Raw genomic sequence first — 21484 nt, forward strand, 5'->3', positions numbered from 1 at the left:
CGCCGGGTGGACTCCCGCGGATGCGGGAACTTTAATCACCGATGCCGGTGTCGACGATGATCTCCGGGCCACCCCCGCGCATGCGGGGAAGACCCGCGGGCCGCGTTCGACTCCCTGACGGACACGGGCTCACCCCCCGCGCATGCGGGGAAGACGGTCCGGAGGACGCCGCCGAGGTGATCTCGATGGGCTCACCCCCGCGCATGCGGGGAAGACCAACCACCCACCCCCAACGCCATCGGCGGCCTGGGCTCACCCCCTCGCATGCGGGGAAGACCTGTTCGACTCGCGGCCGCCGCCGCGCTGCCAGGGCTCACCCCCGCGCATGCGGGGAAGACACCCAACTCGACTCCACCATCATCGCAGGCGCCGGCTCACCCCCGCGCATGCGGGGAAGACTCCGCCAGGGGCTCCAGGATGTCCTTGTTGACCGGCTCACCCCCGCGCATGCGGGGAAGACGTCGACGCTGACGATGGAGACACCCCAATGAGCGGCTCACCCCCGCGCATGCGGGGAAGACGCGTCGGGGAAGCACTCGAAGGTCACCTCGTACGGCTCACCCCCGCGCATGCGGGGAAGACGCGGCGAGGGCGGAATTCTCGACGTTTTCGAGGGGCTCACCCCCGCGCATGCGGGGAAGACAGGTGGGTGGCGTTGCAGGAGATCGCGATCTGGGGCTCACCCCCGCGCATGCGGGGAAGACAAGGAGTGGTCGTTGCGCCCGGGTGAGGATCCGGGCTCACCCCCGCGCATGCGGGGAAGACCGGGTCTGGGAAGTGGACGGCGAGCCGGCTATCGGCTCACCCCCGCGCATGCGGGGAAGACTCGGGTGGTCATGCCGGAGGCGGTGGTGTGGACGGCTCACCCCCGCGCATGCGGGGAAGACTCCACGAGTACGTGATAGCTACCGCTTTGTGAGGGCTCACCCCCGCGCATGCGGGGAAGACCCATGTGGACTCTGCCATCGGTGATCACCCCTCGGCTCACCCCCGCGCATGCGGGGAAGACCCGTGCCGCAAACGCTGCGCGACGTTCGGGACAGGCTCACCCCCGCGCATGCGGGGAAGACGTCGCCGCCATGCTCACCGCCCGGGCCGCCCACGGCTCACCCCCGCGCATGCGGGGAAGACGAGTAGCAGGAGGTGGTCGCCGTGGCCGAGTGGGGCTCACCCCCGCGCATGCGGGGAAGACACCGCCGACGTGGCTGCCCGGTCGTCGTCGAACGGCTCACCCCCGCGCATGCGGGGAAGACCGGCTGGCCTCGGCGCAGGGTACGTTCGTGGTGGGCTCACCCCCGCGCATGCGGGGAAGACTCGTGTCTTCTCCGTCATGATCAATCCTCCTTCGGCTCACCCCCGCGCATGCGGGGAAGACGCCACACCCTGAAACACGCTCTCGAGCGCCATCGGCTCACCCCCGCGCATGCGGGGAAGACGGGGCGGTCGCCGAGGCGTGCGTGGAAGCCATGGGCTCACCCCCGCGCATGCGGGGAAGACCGCCGCCGCGACGAAGACAACCTGGTGCCCACGGGCTCACCCCCGCGCATGCGGGGAAGACTCCTCCGCGATCTCGACGGAAAGGGGACCCTGCGGCTCACCCCCGCGCATGCGGGGAAGACCCGGGTGGGCCGCCGAGCGCGTCGCCGAGCTCGGGCTCACCCCCGCGCATGCGGGGAAGACCGAGCGGCGAGCATCGTCGCGCCGAGCGCGACGGGCTCACCCCCGCGCATGCGGGGAAGACAGCGTGTCGGCGCCGGTCGCGAGTAGCCCCTCGGGCTCACCCCCGCGCATGCGGGGAAGACCGCAAGTCGAACGCGTTGCTGGACCTGCTGCAGGGCTCACCCCCGCGCATGCGGGGAAGACGCGCGCGGGGCGTGGTCTATTGCTGCCTAGGTGGGCTCACCCCCGCGCATGCGGGGAAGACACCGAGAACGTCGACGCCACCCGCCAGGCCGAGGGCTCACCCCCGCGCATGCGGGGAAGACGGATACGCTCAGCCCAAGACCCCGTGGCGTCGGGGCTCACCCCCGCGCATGCGGGGAAGACTGGGGAGAGCCCGAGTCCGAGGCCGGCTACCGAGGCTCACCCCCGCGCATGCGGGGAAGACTTCGAGGAGTGCTTGCGGTAGAGGGTGCCGTCCGGCTCACCCCCGCGCATGCGGGGAAGACACTCGACGAGCTGCGGCTATTCCAGCCTAGGCCCTGTTCCAGATACGACTTCGGTCAGCCATCTACGACCGGCAACCACAACTTCATGTAACTCGAGAGAGTCGAGGAAGCCGAACGCCACGACAGGAACTCGCACCGCTCCGGGGCAGCTTGCATCAGGTCTCTGATCTGATCCATAGTCACCCAGCCTCGAGGCAGGGCAAGTCGGAGCTCGCCGTCGACCACACCGACACCGTACTCGGACCCGGGCATCCCCAGCGCGATCATGCCGAGCATCGACCACGCCAGCAGCCCTGGAGAATACCGGTCCTCCACCTGGCCATCCGTCAGCCGCAGATCAGCCTCGACATCGATCCCGCCGTTCATCTTCCCGGGAACGAGCCCCGAACCACGCTCAAACAGGGCGTTATCCGGCACCTCGAACTCGTCGTGGTTCAAACAGTGGAAAGGGCTTCCATTGCGGATAAATACTGGAAGACTCACCGGATGCGGGCCGTCACCCGGCACCGCATCGAAGAACATCGGCCGCGCGAGATCCTCGAATGACAAGGCTGCCTCCCGGTAGCGGACATGCCACTTGTTTGCCTTCACCACCCGAGGGTCAGCCTCCGGTGTGTCATTCCCATTTCGGTCCTTGTGCCCCGAAGCGATCAGCAGAGCACCGTAGAGCTGGCTGGCCAGGTGCTCATCCCAGACCGGAGTCTGCGAAGATGCCAGTTCAGCCACGCCATCCCGATAGCGGATCCGAGCACTTGAGTCGCCCTGCCTGGTCACTGCAAAAAGCGCGCCGATTCCGGCGAACACTGTCGTCAACGAATAGGGGCGGGGACCGGTCAACTTCACCACAGTCGAATTGGCGGAATTCTCCTGTGATTCACGTTGAGCGATTTCACCGTCGGAATCGTTTCGGGCCGCAATCCCCAAAGATTCCCAGGAAATGCCCTGAGACCGCGGAGAGCGGGACCCTTCCCAGTCAGCGAAACGCAAAACCAATTCCAGGAGTGCGAGCCCCCACGGACCGAACCGTTCTTCCAGTTCGCGGAAGTTGTCGCCGTTGAAGATGACCTTGTCTGCGTGACCGACGAGCGGCCGGCCCCAGCCGTGGTGGGAGAGAATCAGATGCCTGACAAGCCCCGCATCGTCGATGTCCTCTGGGACGGTTTCCGCGGACAGCACCTCATGACGCCACCCGACCGGCACGAGCCCCTGGACCCGACGCCGCCGACTCCCGCGGCCCTTCGCCCACGGCTCGCCGGCGAAGTTTCCCAGCATCTGCTGGAAAGCCTTGTCCGTCTTGCCTGCGTCGTGCCGGAGACCGGCGGCGCTCACAGCCGTCCGCTTCGAGTCATCGAGCCCCGCGAGTGCCGCGGTCTCGCCGGCCACGCGCTCTACCTGAGCGCTGTGATCGGCCAAACTCACCCAGCCTCCGACAGACCAGCCATCGTGAATACTCCGGACCCCGACGAAACGACCGTGGACGATCAGCTCCGTCTCGGGCATGGCGGGCAAGGCCTCCACAACCTCCGCGCGGAGGTCCTCCCCCACCTCAACGGCCTCGGCGACGCGCTCCTCACCGAGCAGCAGCGCCGCGTCGAAGAATCCGGTGAGTCCCTCGCACACCGCTTTCACGGAGTGGTCAGCGACCGGTTCCTGGGACTCCGGCGACCAGCCGAGTGACGCCAGGTAGCCGCCCTCGGAGCTGTCGATCACCACGGTCTCCCCCGGCCGCACGTCGCTGGTGCGCTGTGGGGCGACCCACGCGGCGTCGCGAATCACCCGGACGGAGAGCCGCACCGGGTCGTTCGTGGCGACCCTGGATACGCTCGCCTGGGTGTCGGCGAACTCGCCGCCGGACCTCGCACCGCCGATAAACGACTGAACCTCGTCAATCGGGAGCGCGATGGTCTCGGAAGAGTGGATCGGGCAGTCGCCCAGGACGTCGAGGTTGTCGCGCCAGGCGACCTCGACGGTCACCCGGTCCCGGTGGTCGGGGCCGAAAGCCAGCGCCTCCCACGGTGCGAGCGCGGGTGGCCTGGTGGCGGTCAGCCGCGGAAGATAGTCCGCGACGGCGCAAGTCCTCGGCTTCTCCGCCCACGTCTCGTCCGCCACGCCCAGGCCGGGGAGGTCCTCGAGGACACCGTCCACCGCGTTCTCCTGCAGCAACTCATACGTCGCCGTCAGCTGATCCTCGCCGTAGACCGCAATGGAGGGTTTGTCGGTGATCCCCTCCCCCTTCGTCTGGACGACGACCGTGGCGACAGTAGTCTCCCGCAGGCCCGTACGGTTCAGGCGGCCGAAGCGCTGGATGAGCGCGGGCATGGACGCGAGCTCCGTGACGAGCGCGCAGGCGTCGAGGTCGACGCCGACCTCCACCGTCTGGGTCGCAACCGTCAGCGTGTCCGGACCGAAGACGGCTCCTGTGCGGTCGAAGTGGCGCACCGTCGAGGTCAGGACGTTCAGGTGGGCGGGCGCGTCCTTCTTCAGCTTCTTGGCGATCTCGGCGGCGACCTTCTGGGCCGTCGCGATCGTGTTGACCACGACCAGTACACCGTCGCCGCCGGAGCGGTCCCGGTCGGCCCACGCCTCGCAGGCGGAAGACACGAGCTCCTTGACCGCAACAGCCGGTGTGGGCGCCTCCACCAGGCGCGCGGACTTGGCCACACCGCACCGCGCACGGGCCGCAGGCGAAGGATCGCCCTCCAGACTCCCGACGAACGGGGACTCGGCAGACAGGTAGTCGGGGACGGTCGCGCCCAGGACCACGGTCTGCCCGACGGTCGGTCCCTCGGGCGCGGCCGACTGGATCGCCTCGCACTCGCGCCACATGTGCACCGCGGCGGGCACGAGGTGCGGCTCATCGACGAAGATCATGCGGTCGGTCCCGACGAGTCCCGCGTGCACGGGGAGCATGCCGGGCGAAACGCCGACTCCCCGGAAAAGGCTCCGCGACGCCAGCTGGGTGACGGTACACGTGATGATCTGTGCACCTACAGGGCGCAACCATGTCCGGTCCTCGCGGACACCGCCGTGCAGGGAGGTCACCCCGAGCGCGGGTCCCCTCCAGTCCTCCGGGAGCAGCTTTCGCAGGGCATCGCGGACGGCGGCCAGTTCCGGCGCGGACTCGATGGCGGCCGAGATCGCGGTGGCGTGCTCGTACGCGCCGTCGACGACGAGGCGGCGCTCGACGGTCAGGAAGGTGCGCAGGGGAACCGTCCGCTCCGAGGGGCCGTGGCGGTCGACGTCTCGGGCCAAAGCCCAGACCGCGATGTCGAGCACCGAGGTCTTGCCGGCGCCCGTCGGCGCACTGATCTGCCGGGGCCACTCCCCGCTCTCGGCGACGGCCCGTGCCAGGTCGGACTGCCAGACGAACGGTTCGTACCCGTGAACCGCGCGGTAGAAGGTCTCGAAGCTCGGGAACTGTGTCATCGTCTGTCGTCCTTGCCGTAGTCGGGGAGGAATACCCCGGTGCCGGTGTCCCGCTGGAGCACCAGCGGGCCGGGGATCTCCTTCTCGGTGCGCAGCACCGCGTGCCACGCGCGATGGGTGTCGTCAGAGGCCATGCGTGCCTGGCTGGGCCGCACCGGCCTGGTGTCCAGCTCGAGGACGGTGGCGTTCGGGACCGCGGCCTCGATCTGGCGCTGGGCGACCCAGCGGTCCGGGTGGCCGAGGAAAGGCACGACGCTCATCCACTCCCGCGCCCCGCGCTGCCAGTAGCCTCCCTGCAGGCTCGCAGCACCCGTGTCCTCGCCGAGCCAGGTCTGGTCGAAGTCCTCGGAGACCTCGATCCCGCGGTCCGTGATCGCGCCGAGGCCCACCGCCCGACCGTCGAGATAGGGGTTGCCGGCCTGGGTCACAGGGAAGACGAAACCGCCCTCCCCCGCCTGAACGGTCGCCGCCCGGCGCCGGGCCTCGTCGATGGAGACCGCACGCGAGAACGGCAGGACGAGGAGGTACATGCTGTCCGGCAGCGGCGTCGCCGCCGCGTAGCGCACCTGACGGATCCGGTGGTCGACCGGCACCGGCTGGCCGGCATGCTCGGCGAAGATGGACTCGTGGCGGTCGTCCAGCCAGCTGATCAGCCCGGGGGTGAGCCCCCGCAGCGCCACTCCCCCGACCGGTGAGGGGCGCAGGACGGTGTGCGTGCCGCGGTGGGCGTCCAGCAGCGTCTCGAGGTTCTCCGGGACGATGTCCAGGAGCACCAGGTCGCACTCCCGCCCCAGATAGGGGATCTCACGCAGCGTCTCAGCGAGTGCCTCGTGGTCCGCCTCGCACAGGTCGAGGTCCTCCCACAGGTAGTAGAGGTCGCCGTCCACGCTGTAGTGGCCGTTGACCCGCTTGAGGATCTTTCCGCCGCGTTCTCCCATGATGCGCCGGGGCGCCTTGACCTCGCTCTTGGGCACCTTGCCCGAAAGGGTCGCGCCCTGTGGCTGCATGTAGGAGCTGGCTTCGCCGGAGCTGAACGCAGCCGGAGCGACGATGGTCGGGTTCCCCGCCCGGCAGAGGTCCTGCAGGATGTCACGGACCGTCAGCCGCGCGGACCGGTGGGCTTCCGCGACCGCGGCGGAGACGACCCTGGCCGGGGCCGGCGGCCACGGCGAGCCCGCGCCGGCGTGCCCGGAGTACGTGCCCACGATGAAACGGGCGCGGATGCAGAGGCTCACGGGGACTACTCCTCCTCGGCGGTGTTGGACTCCGCGACCAGGGTGTCGGCGCGGGCCGCGACGATCGTCTCGGGATAGCCGGCTTTGATCGGCTCGGCGAACCGCAGTTCCTCGGGCAGCTTGGCGTAGGCGGCGCGGAAGCCCTCCGCGGCGTCCTCAACGCTGACGTCCCAGGGTGTCTCAGTGCCGTCGCGGCCGATCAGAGTCAGGGAGCTGTTCTCCGAGCCGGTGACCAGGTCGCAGCCCGAGCGGTAGAAGCCCTCGGAGGCGGTGGCGAGCAGCCCGTAGACGCCCATCCACGCCAGCACGTCCGCGATCTGGGTGGAGGCCTCGGGGTTGCCCGGCACCGAGAGGTGGCGCAGGTGCGTCAGGGAGATGGAGGAGCGCCGGAGGATGGCGCTGCAGGAGAACGCCTTGGTCACCGGGGAGGTGGGCACGAGTCCGAGGCCGACCGCGGAGGGCGCGGTCTTCTTCGACGCCGCCGCGGGCTCGAGCTCGAGGGTCTTGGCGTTGCGGCGCATGCCGGTGGTGCTGGTGATGCCGCCGAGGACGTCGCCCTTGGTCGCTCCGTAGACGACCTCGTGCGCGTCGTAGCCCTGGACCGTCGAGGAGAGGGCGCGGGCCAGCTTGTGCCGCCGCGGGGCGACCGAGGAGAGCCAGAAGCCCATCAGCGCGGAGTTGGGGAAGTAGCGGAACAGCAGGTCGGCCCGTCCCTGGGACGCCTGGGCGATGATCGAGTAGACCTCGCTGCCCGGGTTGGCCCAGATCTGCTGGCCGTCGATGACGGCGTGGCGGATGTATGTGTCCACGTGCCGGTGCGGCGTGGTCCAGGTGCTGGCGTGGGCGCTCTCGAGGTCGAAGCGCAGCGCCTGGGCCAGGGTCTCCGGGGTGTACTGGGAGTTGTCCTTCTTCAGCGACTTCTTGGCGATGCCCTCGAGGTCCGCGTCGCTGTAGTCGTCGGCGTTGAGGAAGATCCCGGGCAGGGTCACACCCAGCTCCTCCTGGCCGGCGAAGATCGCGGCCTCGATGCCGGTGGCCTCGGCGCCCAGGGAGTTGATCACCACGGCGGGGCGCAGGACGTGCGCGCCGTTTTCGTCGGTGAGGAAGCGGGCGTAGCCGCTGGCGGGGTCGGGCACGGGGTGCTCGGCCGAGTAGGCGAACTTGGGCACGCCCCGCTCCTCGCCGATGTAGGTCGGCGGGGCGACGGGGGCTCCGCGCCCGCCGGTGGGGATCATGTCGCCGATGTATCGGATGGCGGCGAATCGCTCGGAGAGGCTCTGGTGGTCGGTCATGGTCGTCCTTTCGGTCTGTGGCGGCCGCCTACCCGGGGCCACCGGTGATGGGGTTTCGGGGTGATTCGTTTCAGTAGAGCGGCAGCAGCATCCCGCAGCCGAAGTTCTTCGAGCGGCCGAGTCCGCCGACCAGCGCCGCATTGGCCTTCTCCGGATCAACCACGGTGACCGTGGCAGCCACGGCGGCGGTCGGAATCGTGTGCTTCTTCACCTTTTCCCGCGAGGTGGCGAGCACCGAGACGTTCTTGGCCGCCAGGCCGTTGCGCTCAAGCTTCTCCCGGATCCAGACCTCGAGCCGGTCATCGGGAACCGGGATCCGCTTGTTGCGAATGGCCGGCCGGTCCGGCAGATTCCAGATCTCCTCGGGGACCCAGGCGGCCTTCGTGAAGGTCGTCTCGAGCAGCACGGTCAGCGCGAGCTCCTGGCCTGCGGTGAACGGCTCGACGGCTGCCGTCGGTTTCATCTCCACACCCCGTGCCTGTGCAGGCGGGATGTCGCTGGCCACGATCAGCGTGGCTGGCCCCGTCCACGCCCACAGCAGACGCGCGTCTGCACGCGGCCGGGAGCTGTCGAAGACCCCGTCCGGCAGCATCGACATCAGCAGCCGGTGGACGTACCCCCTGTCTTCCCTGCCTTTCCTCGCCGTCGTGCGGTCGAGGGAGAGCTCCCATCGCGGTGGGATCTCCGTTGGTCCTGCCATTTCACACCTGTCCTGAGGCGTCAGTCATTTTGTTTACCTGTGCGAGCGAATGCTCACGGCAAGTATTACGGATGCGCGCGACAGAGCTCCGAAACTGACAAAATAAACAGCATGAATGTTCGAATGTGCTGGTCAACGGCTCACACAAGGAACCGGAACTACCCCCGGGCTCACCTGCGCCCTCCGGTGAACCAACCACCCCGGCGCGCCTAGACCCCCAACTCCCCCGTCAGGTACCGCTGCACGGTCGGGCCGACCAGTGACACGACCTCCTCGGTGTCCAGCTGCGCGAACACCCCGACGCCCGCGACGTGGCGCATGAGCACCAGGCCCGCCAGCTGCGAGGCCGCCAGCTGGGCGCGCAGCTCGCGGTGGTCCAGCTCCTCCGGCAGCACCGAGACGAGTGCGGCGGTGGAGACCTTCTCGCCGATGTCGCGCAGCCGCTCCGGACTCTCGGCGACCGCGCGGCGCATCATGGACATCCATCCGGCCTGCTCAGGCGCACCCCAGGCGGCCTCGGCGAGGCGCACGAGCTGCGCACCGAGCTCGGCGGCCGGCAGCCCGGCGAGCCGCTCGCGCGCGCCCGTGGCCTGCACCGAGCGCTGCACCACGGCGGTGAACAGCCCCTCCTTCGAGCCGAAGTAGTGGTGGATCAGCCCGGGGTTGACCCCGGCGGCCGCTCCGATCTCGCGTACCGTGACCGCGTCGAACGCGCGCCACGAGAACAGCGCGGCGGCCGCGTCGACGATCGCCGCGCGCGTGCGCTCGCCCTTCGTGGGCTGCGGGTTGCTTTCCGACGTCCCGTGCGCCATCTCAGGCGACCTTGCGCGGCATGGTGACGGCGGCGCCGAAGACGGCGACCACCGACAGCGCGAGCAGCCCGGCCATGCGCAGCCAGTCGCCGCCGTCGAGGCCGGACTCGGCTATGACGGTGTTGGCCACGTCGACCGCCCAGGTCATCGGCAGCACGTGCGCGACGGCCTCGAGCACGCCGGGCATCTGGTCGATCGGGACGAAGAGCCCGCACAGGAAGATCTGCGGGGCGACGAAGGCGGGCATGAACTGCACGGCCTGGAACTCGGTGCGCGCGAAGGCGCTGGCCATCAGCCCCAGGGTCACGCCGATCAGCGCGTCGAGCCCGGCGAGCAGGAGCAGCGCGCACCAGGAGCCCTCGAGCGGGACGTCGAAGGCGAAGCGCAGCAGCGCGGCGAGCACCGCGGCCTGAACCAGGGCCAGCCCGCCGAAGACGACCGCGTAGGAGCCGACGAGGTTGGCGCGGCTCAGCGGGGTGGTCAGCAGCCGCTCGAGGGTGCCCATCGTGCGCTCGCGCAGCATCGCCACCGAGGTGATGATGAACATCAGCACCATCGGCAGCACGGCCAGCATCACCGGGCCGACGCGGTCGAAGAGCGGGGCGCGCCCCGGCGGGACGGGCACGTCGACGAAGACGAAGTAGAGCAGCGTCAGCAGCGCGGCGGGCACCACGACGATCAGCGCCAGGGTCCGCGGGTCGTTTCTCATCTGCCGGGCGATGCGCCGGGTGGTGGCGAAGGCGTTCATCGGTTCCCCTCCTCGTCGTTCGTGCCCTCGTTCGTGCTGTCGTCCGTGCGCACGGCTCGCGCGTGCGGCGCGTCCGCTTCCCCGCCCGGGTACGCCTCCGGCCGCTTGACCAACTCGAGGAACGCGTCCTCCGCGCTGGCTGTGCCGGTGCGCCGGGTCAGTTCGTCAAGCGACTCGTGGGCCAGGAAGTGCCCGTCGCGCATGAGCAGCACCTCGTCGCAGTGGCTCGCCTCGTCCATGACGTGGCTGGAGATCAACAGCGTGGCCCCCTCGTCGGCCAGCCGCCGGAACGTCGCCCACAGCGACTCGCGGGTCAGCGGGTCCAGGCCCACGGTGGGCTCGTCGAGCAGGAGCACCCCGGGATTTCCGACGAGCGCGCACGCCAGCGACGCGCGCGAGGCCTGGCCGCCCGAGAGCGAGTCGACGCGCTGGTCGCGCTGGTCCTCGAGCTCCACCAGCGCGATCGCGCGGTCGACCTCGGAGACGTCGAGGCCGTGCACCCCGGCGAAGTAGGCGACGTTCTCGGCCACCGAGATGTCGCGGTAGATGCTCAGGCCCTGGCTGGTGTAGGCGACACGGCGGCGCAGCTCCGCGGTGCCTGCCGGAAGCCCCAGCACCTCGACGGAGCCGCCGGCGATCTTCTGCGCGCCGACGATCGCGCGGATCAGGGTGGTCTTGCCGCAGCCGGAGGGGCCGAGCAGACCCGTGATCGAGCCCTCCTCGAGCCGGCAGCTGACCGAGTGCAGGATCTCGTTCCTCCCGCGCACCACCGTCAGGTCGCGCACGTCGATGGCGGGCGGCGCCGGGTTCTTGGTCTCGCGTTTTTTAGTCACGTGACTAACTTTAGCGCGCCGCGAACCCCATGCAAGGGCGCCGCCGAGGGGCCCGACGGGACGTCGTCAAGCGCTTGCGGCAACTTCGTGCAACTCCTTTCCCCCTGCGCGCTACCCCGCGAGAATTAGAGGCATGAACTCATCCCACGCACACCACCCCGACCGGCTGCTGCCGGCCGACCCGGGTGTCCGGGAGATCGCACGCAGGCTGCTCAACCACGTCGAGGAGCTGCCCATCATCTCCCCGCACGGTCACCTCGACGCCCAGATGTTCGTCGACGACGCCGCCTTCCCGGACCCGACGGCCCTGATCATCAGCCCCGACCACTACCTGTGCCGCGTCCTGCACTCCGCGGGCGTGCCCCTGGACAAGCTCCGCGTCGGCGGTACCGAGGGCGCGAGCCCCAGGGAGGCCTGGCGCATCTTCGCCTCGCACTGGGACCTCTTCACCGGCACCGCCTCCGGCTACTGGCTGGAGCAGGAGTTCGCCCACGTCTTCGGCATCGACCCCGACCGCCTCGGCGCCGACGAGGCCGACGCGATCTACGACGAGCTCTCCGCCACCCTGGCCCAGCCGGACTTCCGCCCGCGCGCCCTGGCCGACTCCTTCGGCCTGGAGGTGCTGGCCACCACCGACGACCCGCTGGACGACCTCGCCGCGCACCGCACGCTCGCCGAGGACCCGACCTTCAGCCCGCGCGTCCTGCCGACCTTCCGCCCGGACGCCTACACGAAGATGTACAACGAGGGCTTCGCCGAGAACGTCACCCGGCTCATCGACACCGCCGGCGACGGCAAGACCGGCTTCGCCGGCTACCTCGAGGCCATGCGCAACCGCCGCGAGTACTTCAAGGCCAACGGCGCCGTCAGCTCCGACCACGGCACCCACGACTCCTGGGTGCACCCCATCGACGACGCCGAGGCCGAGCGCATCCTGCAGAAGGGCCTGCGCGGCGAGGCCACCCGCGCCGAGGCCGCCGCCTTCGAGGGCAACATGACCTACCGCTTCGCGGAGATGGCCCGCGACGACGGCCTGGTCATGACCATCCACCCGGGCGTGTGGCGCAACACCTCGGCCTCCGCGCTCGAGAAGTACGGCCCCGACACCGGCCACGACATCCCGTTCCGGATGGACTTCATCGACGGTCTGCAGCCGCTGCTGAGCGACTTCTGCGAGAACCCGGACTTCCACCTGGTCCTCTTCACCATCGACGAGTCGACCTACTCGCGCGAGCTGGCCCCTATCGCCGGCTACTACCCGTCCTGCTACGTCGGCGCGCCGTGGTGGTTCATCGACGAGATCGACGCGATGAACCGCTTCCGCTCCGCGACGACGGGCACCACCGGGTTCTCCCGCTACTCCGGGTTCATCGACGACACCCGCGCGTACTGCTCCATCCCCGCCCGCCACAACACCTCGCGCCGCGTGGAGGCCGGCTACCTGGCCCGCCTCGTGGCCGAGCACCGCATCACCGAAGACCGCGCCGCCGAGATCATCGTCGACCTCATCGACGCTTCCCCGAGGAGGGTGTTCAAGCTATGACCGACAAGCTCAACCGTTCCACCGTCGACGCCCCGGCGCGCCCCGTGCGCCTGGTCCACCTGGGCCTGGGCGCGTTCCACCGCGCCCACCAGGTCTGGTACACCCAGCACGCCGAGGACTCCGCCGACTGGGGTTACTGCTCCTTCACCGGCCGCAGCCCGCGGCTGTCCGACCAGCTCGTCCCCCAGGACGGCCTCTACACCCTGGTCACCCGCTCCGGCGACGGCGACTCCACCGAGCTGATCACCGCGCTGTCCGAGGCGCAGCCGGCCGCCAACCTCGCCCGCCTGGTCGAACTCGTCGCCGACGAGAGGCTCGCCGTGATCACCCTGACCGTGACCGAGGCCGGCTACCACCTCACCGACGACGGCGCGCTGGATACCGCCGACGCCGACGTCGCCGCCGACATCGAGGCGCTGCGCGCCACGATTTCCGACGCCGCGGTGCCCGACTCCCTGGCCACCGCCGCCGGGCGCGTGGTTGCGGCCCTTAACGCCCGGCGCGCTGCCGGCCACGGGGGCCTCGCGGTGATGAGCTGCGACAACGTCGCCGACAACGGACCCATGACGCGGACCGCCGTGCTGGGCACGGCGCGTGCCGTCGACGAGGGGCTGGCCGAGTGGATCGAGGCGGAGGTGACCTTCCCGTCGACCTCGATCGACCGGATCACCCCGGCGACGACCGACGAGCTGATCGCCGACGTCGAGCGCGAGACCGGCTACGCCGACCACGCCCCCGTGGTCACCGAGCCCTTCGCCTCCTGGGTCATCGAGGGCGAGTTCCCCGCCGGGCGCCCGGCCTGGGAGACCGCCGGCGCCGAGTTCGTCGACGACATCGAGCAGTACGAGCGCCGCAAGCTGTGGCTGCTCAACGGCTCGCACTCGCTGATGGCTTACTACGGCCAGCTGCGCGGGCACGCCACCGTCGCCGACGCGATCGGGGATTCGACCGTGCGCCGGCGCGTCGAGGCCCTGTGGGACGAGGCCGCCGAGCACCTCACCGCACCCGGCCTGGACATCCCGGGCTACCGGGAGGCGCTCATCGAGCGCTTCGAGAACCCGCGCATCCGTCACAACCTCGCCCAGATCGGCGTCGACGGCGGCACGAAGCAGCGCATGCGCGCGGTGCCGATCATGAAGGCCGAGCGCGCCGCCGGGCGCTCCGGCGCGGCCGCCGCGTTCTCCGTGGCCGCCTGGATCGCGTTTCTGACCCGCGACGACGCCGAGATCAAGGACGCCCGCGCCGCGGACCTCGACGCCGCCCGCCGCGAGTCCGACCCGGTGGCCGCGCTGGTCGCGGCCCTCGACGAGGAGCTCGCCGGCGACGCGGAGGCCGTGGAGCTCATCCGCGGCCTGGTCGACGAGATCCGCGCCGAGTAGCAGCCCCCGCGGGGCGAGGCCACCCGGCGCGCTGCGCCAGGTGCCCCGTCCCGGCGCCACCGCCCGGCGCCACGGCCCGCTCTGTGCCGCACCGGCGGCCTGGGCCGAGAGACCCCGGCAGGCGCCGCACCAGACCGGGAACAGACCGACAACTGCATACCGCGACAACCGAAGAACGTCTCCTCCCCGAGCTCGCCCGGTATCCCGGGCCACAACGCGAAAGGAACCCCATGCTCACCCCGAAGGACACCCCGACCCGCGAGACCCGCGTACTGGACGGCACCTGGCGCTTCGCCGTCGACTGGGACAACGACCTCGACCCGGCCACCCTGACCTCCGAGGGCCTGCCCGGCGGCCTCGAGATCGCCGTGCCGGCCTCCGTCAACGACCTCTTCGCCGACGAGGAGGTGCGCAACCACGTCGGCTACTGGTGGTACCAGCGCCGCGTGCGCGTCCCGCGTGGCTGGGGCGAGGACCAGGTCCTGGTCCACTTCGGCTCCGCCACCCACGCGGCCACCGTGTGGGTCGACGGCCACGAGGCCGGCTCCTTCAAGGGCGGCTACATGCCCTTCGAGTTCGACATCACCGACCACGTCACCGCCGGCGAGGAGTTCCTGCTGACCGTGCGCGTGGACAACCGCCTGGACAACACCTGCATCCCCCCGGGAACCGTCACCGAGCTCCCCGACGGCCGCCGCCAGCAGAACTACCTGCACGACTTCTACAACTACACCGGCCTGCACCGCTCGGTGACCCTGGTCGCCCGCCCGCAGCGCCACGTCTGCGACGTCACGGTCACCACCTCCTACGAGGGCACCACCGGCACGGTGAACTGGGAGATCGAGCAGGCCGTGGACGGCGACGTCAAGGTGCACGTCGTCGACAAGCAGACCGGCAAGACCGTCGCCGAGGGCGAGGGGGCCACCGGCAGCGCCGAGATCGCGGACGTCACCCTGTGGACCCCGGGCGTCGGCGGCCTCTACGACCTGGTCATCGAGCTCGTCGACGGCGACGAGGTCGTCGACTCCTACGCCCAGCACTTCGGCGTGCGCACCGTGGAGGTCCGCGACAACGAGTTCCTCATCAACGGAAAGCCGTTCTACTTCACCGGCTTCGGCATGCACGAGGACCACGAGACCCTGGGCAAGGGCCACTCCAACGCCCACATGATCCAGGACACCGAGCTGCTGTCCTGGATCGGCGCGAACTCGCTGCGCACCAGCCACTACCCCTACGCCGAGGAGTTCATGGACTTCTGCGACCGCCACGGCATCGTCGTCATCGACGAGACCCCGGCTGTGGGCCTGAACTGGGGCATGGCCGGCGGCATCCTGGACTCCGGCGGCGGCGAGACCTTCGAGAAGGGCCACGTCGACGACGACACCCAGGCCCAGCACCGCCTCGAGATCGAGCGCCTGATCGCCCGCGACAAGAACCGCCCCTCGGTGGTCATCTGGTCGATCGCCAACGAGCCGGACAGCTCCGGCCGCGGCGCCCGCGAGTACTTCGAGCCGCTGGCCCAGCTGGCCCGCGACTGCGACCCGACCCGCCCCGTCGGCTTCGTCAACGTCACCTTCGCCACCCCGGACGAGGACAAGATCACCGACCTGTTCGACGTGATCATGATCAACCGCTACAACGGCTGGTACTTCCAGACCGGCGACCTGGTCTCCGCCGAGCAGACCATGTCCGAGGAGCTCGCCGGCTGGGAGAAGTACGGCAAGCCGATCATCTACACCGAGTTCGGCGCCGACACCGTCGCCGGCCTGCACTCCGTGTACAACCAGCCGTTCACCGAGGACTTCCAGGTCGCCTACCTGGAGATGTGCGCGCGGGTCTTCGACTCGAGCAAGTGGGTCGTCGGTGAGCAGATGTGGAACTTCGCCGACTTCCAGACCAAGTACGGCTACGCCCGCGTCGACGGCAACAAGAAGGGCGCGTTCACCCGCGACCGCCGCCCGAAGGCCGCCGCCCGCTACCTGCGCGGCCGCTGGACCGCCAAGGACGAGGCCGCCTACGGCCGCCGCGACTGGCGCATCCGCGAGCGCGGCTGACCCCGCCGCCGGCACCGCCCTGGCCCGCCGCCGCAGCTGACGGCGGGCCCGGTGCGACGCGACTGGCGCACCGTCACCGAGGTGACGGTGGGCCGCTGCGCCGCACCGGCAACAGCGCGGACCACACGGGCGCGGGCCTTCGGGCCCGGACCCGGGTCCGCCGCCCACAGACCTGCACAACTGAATAACCCGACAGTCGGGAGCGACCGGGGTGCTGCGAGGACGCAGACGGCCGGCAGTCTCCCCAACAAACGCCTCCCCTCCCCCTAGGAGCTGATCGTGACCACCACCAAGCCCTCTCCCGGTCTGGCGACCGGGCAGATGAAGAACCGCCGGGTGATCTCCTACGCGCTCGGCGACGCGGCCAACAACCTCTCGTTCCTGATGACCTCGATGTTCCTGATGGTCTACATGACGGAGATCGCCGGCGTCGCCGCCGGGGTCGCCGGCGCCATCTACGGCATCACCAAGATCTGGGCCGGTATCGCCGACCTGATCGCCGGTCAGACCGTCGACCGCTTCGACACCCGCTTCGGCCGCCTGCGCCCGTGGGTGCTCTTCGGCTCCCTGCCGCTGGCGATCGTCTTCGTCCTGCTGTTCAGCGTCCCCGCCGGCCTCGGTGCCACGGCCACCGTCGCCTGGATCTTCCTCTTCGACGCGCTGTTCCAGCTGGCCTACTCCTTCGTCAACATCCCCTACGGCTCGCTGTCGGCCGCGATGACCCAGAACCCGGTCGACCGCTCGAAGCTCTCCGGTGCCCGCGCCATCGCCGGCGCCGTCACGGGCGTGGCGCTGTCCTTCGTCGTCGCCCCGCAGTTCGACGACACCACCGGCGACGGCATCCGCCTGAAGTTCACGCTGACCTGCATCGGCCTGGCCGCGCTGGCCATCGGCTTCTACTTCATCTGCTTCCTCAACTGCAAGGAGGAGGTGCCGAAGCCGACCGGCAAGATCTCCTTCCGCGAGACCTTCAAGATGATCCGGCAGAACCGCCCGCTGATCGTGCTGTGCCTGGTCGCGCTGTTCCTCCTGGCCTCGCTGTTCACCATGAACGCGGTGGGCATGTACTTCGCCACCTACGTGCTGGGCAACTCCGCCTACTACACCTGGCTGATGCTCGCCCAGACCGTGGGCACCGTGCTCGCCGCCTCGCTGACGGCGACGCTGACCGCGCGCATCGGCAAGCGCAACGGCTACATGCTCATGGGCGCCTTCGCGGTGCTCGGCTACGTCACCATCTTCTTCGTGCCCGAGGGCGGCCTGCTGATGGCCGTCGCCGGCTGGTTCCTCTTCGGCATCGGCAACGGCGGCACCAACGCCCTGATGTTCTCCATGCAGGCCGACACCGTCGACTACGGCGAGTGGCGCACCGGCATCCGCGCCGAGGGCGGCTCCTACTCGGTCCTGTCCTTCATCCGTAAGTGCGGCCAGGGCATCGGCGGCTGGGCCGGCGCCGCGATCATCGGCGCCTTCGGCTACGTGGCCAAGGCCCCCGAGCAGTCCGCCGAGGCCCTCCAGGGCATCCGCGTGGCCACCGGCCTGGTCCCCGCCGTGCTCGCGATCATCGCGATCCTGGTCGCCCTCTTCTACAAGCTCAACTCCGAGGAGCACGCCCGCATCGTCTCCGAGCTCAACGAGCGCCGCACCCAGGACGCCGTCGCCTCGAGCAAGGGCGTCTCCGGCGACGCAGTCAAGACCGCCGCGCCCGGCAACCGCAGCACGCTGCTGTCCCGCCTGGACCAGCCGCACCCGCCGATCGTGACCATGTTCGGTCTGCGCGGCTCCGCGGCCACCGACATCGCCCCGCGCCTGGCCGACCGCCTCGGCGTGAAGTACATCCCGCAGGCCTTCAGCTCCGACGAACTGGCCGAGGCCGGCGAGGAGGTCGCGCTGCTGACCGACTCGGGCATCTCGCGGTGGATGCGCAAGGTCTCGCTGACCGGCTCCGACCTCTCGCAGGCCTCCAACCTGGCGGCCAACCGCAAGATCGCCAACGACAACACCTACACGGTGCTCAAGTCCGTCGACGGCGGCGGCGTGATCATGGGCCGCAACTCCGCGCTGGTGCTCAGCCGCGTGGTCGGCGCGCTGCACGTGCGCATCGTCTCCCCGCTCGAGAAGCGCATCGACCGTGTGGTGCGCGTGACGGGCCTGGACCGCGCGGCGGCCAAGCGGCAGTGCCGAACCGAGGACCGCATGCGCGCCGAGATGGCCAACGCCCTCTACCAATGGGACCCGAACGACGACGAGTACTACGACCTGGTGCTCAACTCCGGCCAGCTCTCCCGCAGCCAGATCATCGAGCTGATCGCGGAGACCTACCGCGCGAAGTTCCCGGGCTACGTCTCCCAGAAGATGATCGAGGAGGACCAGTCCGCCGGAAAGGCCTGACCCCCCCTGAACCGCGCACGACCCCGGCCCCTCCGGCCGGGGTCTTCGCGTCCCACGGTACCGGCGGGTCCGGGCGCACCGCGGCGGGCGGCGTTCCACCCCGACCAGCCGCAGCGGCCGCAGCCACGGCGACCACCGGGACGTCGGCAATCGCGGCAATCGCGGCAATCACGGCAACTCCGTGCAACTGCTTTACTGCCCCTCCCCACCCCACGGATACTGGTCCCAGAGCGCCCCACGAGGGGCCCGGGGCGCGCCGGAACCGCCCGCCACCAGCCCGGACGCCCCGCCGAACACAGAAAGGACCCGCTATGTCCGCCAAGATCACCAAGGCCGAGGTCTACGTCTTCTCGACCTCCCGCAACTTCGTCACCCTCCGCGTCGAGACCGACGACGGCGTGGTCGGCGTCGGCGACGCGACGCTCAACGGCCGCGAGCTGGCCGTCGCCCACTACCTCAAGGACCACGTCTGCCAGCTGCTCGTCGGCCGCGACGCCCGCAACATCGAGGACACCTGGCAGTTCCTCTACCGCTCCGCCTACTGGCGCCGCGGCCCCGTGACCATGGCCGCCGTCGCCGCCGTGGACATGGCCCTGTGGGACATCAAGGGCAAGATGGCGAACATGCCGGTCTACCAGCTGCTCGGTGGCGCCTCGCGCACCGGGGCGCGCGCCTACGGCCACGCCTCCGGCACCGACCTGGAGAGCCTGTTCGACTCCATCCGCTACGAGATGGAGCTCGGCTACACCATGATCCGCGTGCAGACCTCCGTGCCGGGCATCAAGAAGCTCTACGGTGTGGCCGCCCAGGAGCAGTCCTCCGGGCAGCGCTACGACTTCGAGCCGGCCAACCGCGGCGACTGGCCCGTCGAGGAGGACTGGGACTCCGCGGCCTACATGCGCCACGTGCCCACCGTCTTCGAGGCCGTGCGCAACGAGTTCGGCCCCGAGCTGCCGCTGCTGCACGACGGCCACAACCGCCTGACCCCGCGCGAGGCCGCGCAGTTCGCCAAGTCGCTCGAGCCCTACGACCTGTTCTGGCTCGAGGACGTCACCCTCGGCGAGAACCAGGAGAACCTGCGCTACGTGCGCCAGCAGTCGACCACCCCGCTGGCCATCGGCGAGGTCTTCAACTCCGTCTACGACATCAAGGACCTCATCGACAACCAGCTCATCGACTACGTGCGCTGCGCGACCACCCACTTCGGCGGCATCACCCCGCTGAAGAAGGTCATGGCGCAGGCCGAGCCGTACCAGATCAAGTCCGGCTTCCACGGCCCCACGGACGTCTCGCCGATCGGCTTCGCCGCCGAGCTGCACCTGGACATCAACATCCACAACTACGGCGCCCAGGAGTACATGACCCACTCCAAGGAGACCCTCGAGGTCTTCGAGACCTCCATGACCTTCGAGAACGGCCTGCTGCACCCGGGCGACAACCCCGGCCTGGGCGTGGAGTTCCACCCGGAGATCGCCGAGAAGTTCCCCTACGAGCAGGCCTACCTGCCCTACAACCGGCTCGCGGACGGCACCGTCCACAACTGGTAGTCCACCGGGCGCGGTCCCCGCGGGCCACGCCCACACCCGGCGCGCGCGGCGCACGACCCGCGCCGCCGGCGCAGCAACTAGAAGGAGAACGAGATGGCAGCCCACCCCCACATCGTCGTGATGGGCGTGTCCGGCTCGGGCAAGACGACCGTCGGCGAGCTGCTCGCCGAGCGACTCGGCCTGCCCTACCGCGACGGCGACGACCTGCACCCGCAGGAGAACATCGACAAGATGGCGCGCGGCGAGGCGCTCGACGACGACGACCGGTGGCCGTGGCTGCGCCTCGTCGGCCAGTGGCTGCACGACAGCGCCGAGGGCGGCATCATCGGCTGCAGTTCGCTGAAGCGCAGCTACCGTGACCTGATCCGCCAGGCCGCGCCGGACGCGAAGTTCGTGCACGTCCACGGCACCCCGGAGCTGCTGCGCGAGCGCATGGAGAACCGCACCGGCCACTTCATGCCGGCCTCGCTGCTGGACTCGCAGCTGGCCACGCTCGAGCCGCTCAGCGACGACGAGCCCGGCGTGGTCGTCGACATCGCCGACCCGCCCGAGACCGTCGCCGAGAACGCCGCCGCCTGGCTGCGCGACAACTAGTACGGCGCTCGCCGACGCCGCGCGGCGCGACGTCGGCAAGCACGCGCCGCCACGGCGCCCCAAGACCTGCCGCCCGCGACGCGGCAACCCCGGCCCCGGGACACACCGCGTGTCCCGGGGCCGAAAACCGTGCACCCCCGCCCGGGCGCGCCCGACTACGCTTAGCCGGAAGGAACTTTCCGCCCCGACCGTCAGGAGACCGCATGAAGGCACTCGTCATCGTCGACACCCAGAACGACTTCTGCCCCGGCGGCGCGCTCGGCACCGCGGACGGCGACCGGGTGGCCGCCGCCATCGCCGAGGTCGTCGCCCGTGGCGCGGGCGGCTGCGAGCACGTCGTGGCCACCCAGGACTGGCACATCGACCCGGGCAGCCACTTCGCCGAGAACCCCGACTTCGTGCACACCTGGCCCGTGCACTGCCGCGCGGACACCGAGGGCGCGGCGATGCACCCGGCGCTCGCCGACGCCGCCGTCGAGGAGTACTTCCACAAGGGCCAGTACGACGACGGCTACTCCGGCTTCTCCGGCACCACCCCGGACGGCGGGCAGGACCTGGAGGCCTGGCTGCGCGCGCACGACGTCACGCAGGTCGACGTGTGCGGCATCGCCACGGACTTCTGCGTGCGCGCCACCGCGCTCGACGCCCTCGAGCGCGGCTTCTCGGTGCGCGTGCTGACGTCGCTGTGCTCGCCGGTCAGCGAGGAGGGCGGCGCCGCCGCGATCGAGGAGATGCGCGCCGCCGGCGCCGAGATCATCTAGG

The 21484-nt window shown here is 70.1% G+C and carries 14 protein-coding genes and 1 CRISPR repeat array; of the genes, 7 read left to right on the top strand and 7 right to left on the bottom strand.

Annotation, left to right across the window (positions count from 1 at the left end):
* Positions 1–65 precede the first annotated feature (65 nt).
* Positions 66–2168: direct repeats of the CRISPR family, unit length 28 nt; unit sequence GGCTCACCCCCGCGCATGCGGGGAAGAC.
* A 54-nt stretch (positions 2169–2222) separates the two neighbouring features.
* The 7 genes from cas3g to CFRA_RS09350 form a co-directional block, all read right to left on the bottom strand.
* Positions 2223–5594, bottom strand: a complete 3372-nt coding sequence (gene cas3g, locus CFRA_RS09320; RefSeq protein WP_075664431.1) for a type I-G CRISPR-associated helicase/endonuclease Cas3g — start codon at positions 5592–5594, stop codon at positions 2223–2225.
* A complete protein-coding gene (gene csb2, locus CFRA_RS09325; protein ID WP_075664432.1) occupies positions 5591–6829 on the bottom strand; it encodes a type I-G CRISPR-associated protein Csb2 in 1239 nt (412 codons plus the stop codon). Before csb2 ends, cas3g begins: the two co-directional genes overlap by 4 nt.
* A gap of 5 nt (positions 6830–6834) precedes the next feature.
* Complete coding sequence (locus CFRA_RS09330; protein WP_075664433.1) at positions 6835–8121, bottom strand: type I-G CRISPR-associated protein Cas7; 1287 nt, start codon at positions 8119–8121, stop codon at positions 6835–6837.
* A gap of 70 nt (positions 8122–8191) precedes the next feature.
* Complete coding sequence (locus tag CFRA_RS09335) at positions 8192–8821, bottom strand: type I-E CRISPR-associated protein Cas6/Cse3/CasE (RefSeq protein ID WP_075664434.1); 630 nt, start codon at positions 8819–8821, stop codon at positions 8192–8194.
* Between the two features lie 209 nt (positions 8822–9030).
* Positions 9031–9633, bottom strand: coding sequence for a TetR/AcrR family transcriptional regulator (locus CFRA_RS09340; RefSeq protein WP_075664435.1), 603 nt, complete (start codon positions 9631–9633; stop codon positions 9031–9033).
* Position 9634: 1 nt separating this feature from the next.
* Positions 9635–10381, bottom strand: a complete 747-nt coding sequence (locus CFRA_RS09345) for an ABC transporter permease (protein ID WP_075664436.1) — start codon at positions 10379–10381, stop codon at positions 9635–9637.
* Entirely contained in the window at positions 10378–11214 is an 837-nt protein-coding gene (locus CFRA_RS09350; protein ID WP_083666938.1) for an ABC transporter ATP-binding protein, read from the bottom strand. The genes CFRA_RS09345 and CFRA_RS09350 overlap by 4 nt, the downstream gene beginning before the upstream one ends.
* Positions 11215–11347: 133 nt before the next feature.
* On the opposite strand from CFRA_RS09350, the gene uxaC reads away from it, so the two are divergent.
* From uxaC to CFRA_RS09385, 7 genes are all read left to right on the top strand, one after another.
* The gene (uxaC, locus tag CFRA_RS09355; RefSeq protein ID WP_075664438.1) at positions 11348–12757 is read left to right on the top strand and encodes a glucuronate isomerase; all 1410 of its coding nucleotides are present in this window, start codon (positions 11348–11350) and stop codon (positions 12755–12757) included.
* Positions 12754–14136, top strand: coding sequence for a mannitol dehydrogenase family protein (locus CFRA_RS09360; RefSeq protein ID WP_075664439.1), 1383 nt, complete (start codon positions 12754–12756; stop codon positions 14134–14136). Before uxaC ends, CFRA_RS09360 begins: the two co-directional genes overlap by 4 nt.
* A 230-nt stretch (positions 14137–14366) precedes the next feature.
* The gene (gene uidA, locus CFRA_RS09365) at positions 14367–16190 is read left to right on the top strand and encodes a beta-glucuronidase (RefSeq protein ID WP_075664440.1); all 1824 of its coding nucleotides are present in this window, start codon (positions 14367–14369) and stop codon (positions 16188–16190) included.
* Between the two features lie 279 nt (positions 16191–16469).
* The gene (locus CFRA_RS09370) at positions 16470–18581 is read left to right on the top strand and encodes a cytidylate kinase family protein (protein WP_245797557.1); all 2112 of its coding nucleotides are present in this window, start codon (positions 16470–16472) and stop codon (positions 18579–18581) included.
* Positions 18582–18892: 311 nt separating this feature from the next.
* Positions 18893–20128, top strand: coding sequence for a D-mannonate dehydratase ManD (gene manD, locus CFRA_RS09375; protein WP_075664441.1), 1236 nt, complete (start codon positions 18893–18895; stop codon positions 20126–20128).
* A 93-nt stretch (positions 20129–20221) separates the two neighbouring features.
* The gene (locus tag CFRA_RS09380) at positions 20222–20722 is read left to right on the top strand and encodes a gluconokinase (protein WP_075664442.1); all 501 of its coding nucleotides are present in this window, start codon (positions 20222–20224) and stop codon (positions 20720–20722) included.
* A 203-nt stretch (positions 20723–20925) separates the two neighbouring features.
* A complete protein-coding gene (locus tag CFRA_RS09385) occupies positions 20926–21483 on the top strand; it encodes an isochorismatase family protein (protein ID WP_075664443.1) in 558 nt (185 codons plus the stop codon).
* Position 21484 lies beyond the last annotated feature (1 nt).

This window comes from Corynebacterium frankenforstense DSM 45800 (assembly GCF_001941485.1).
Taxonomy (GTDB): Bacteria; Actinomycetota; Actinomycetes; order Mycobacteriales; family Mycobacteriaceae; genus Corynebacterium; species Corynebacterium frankenforstense.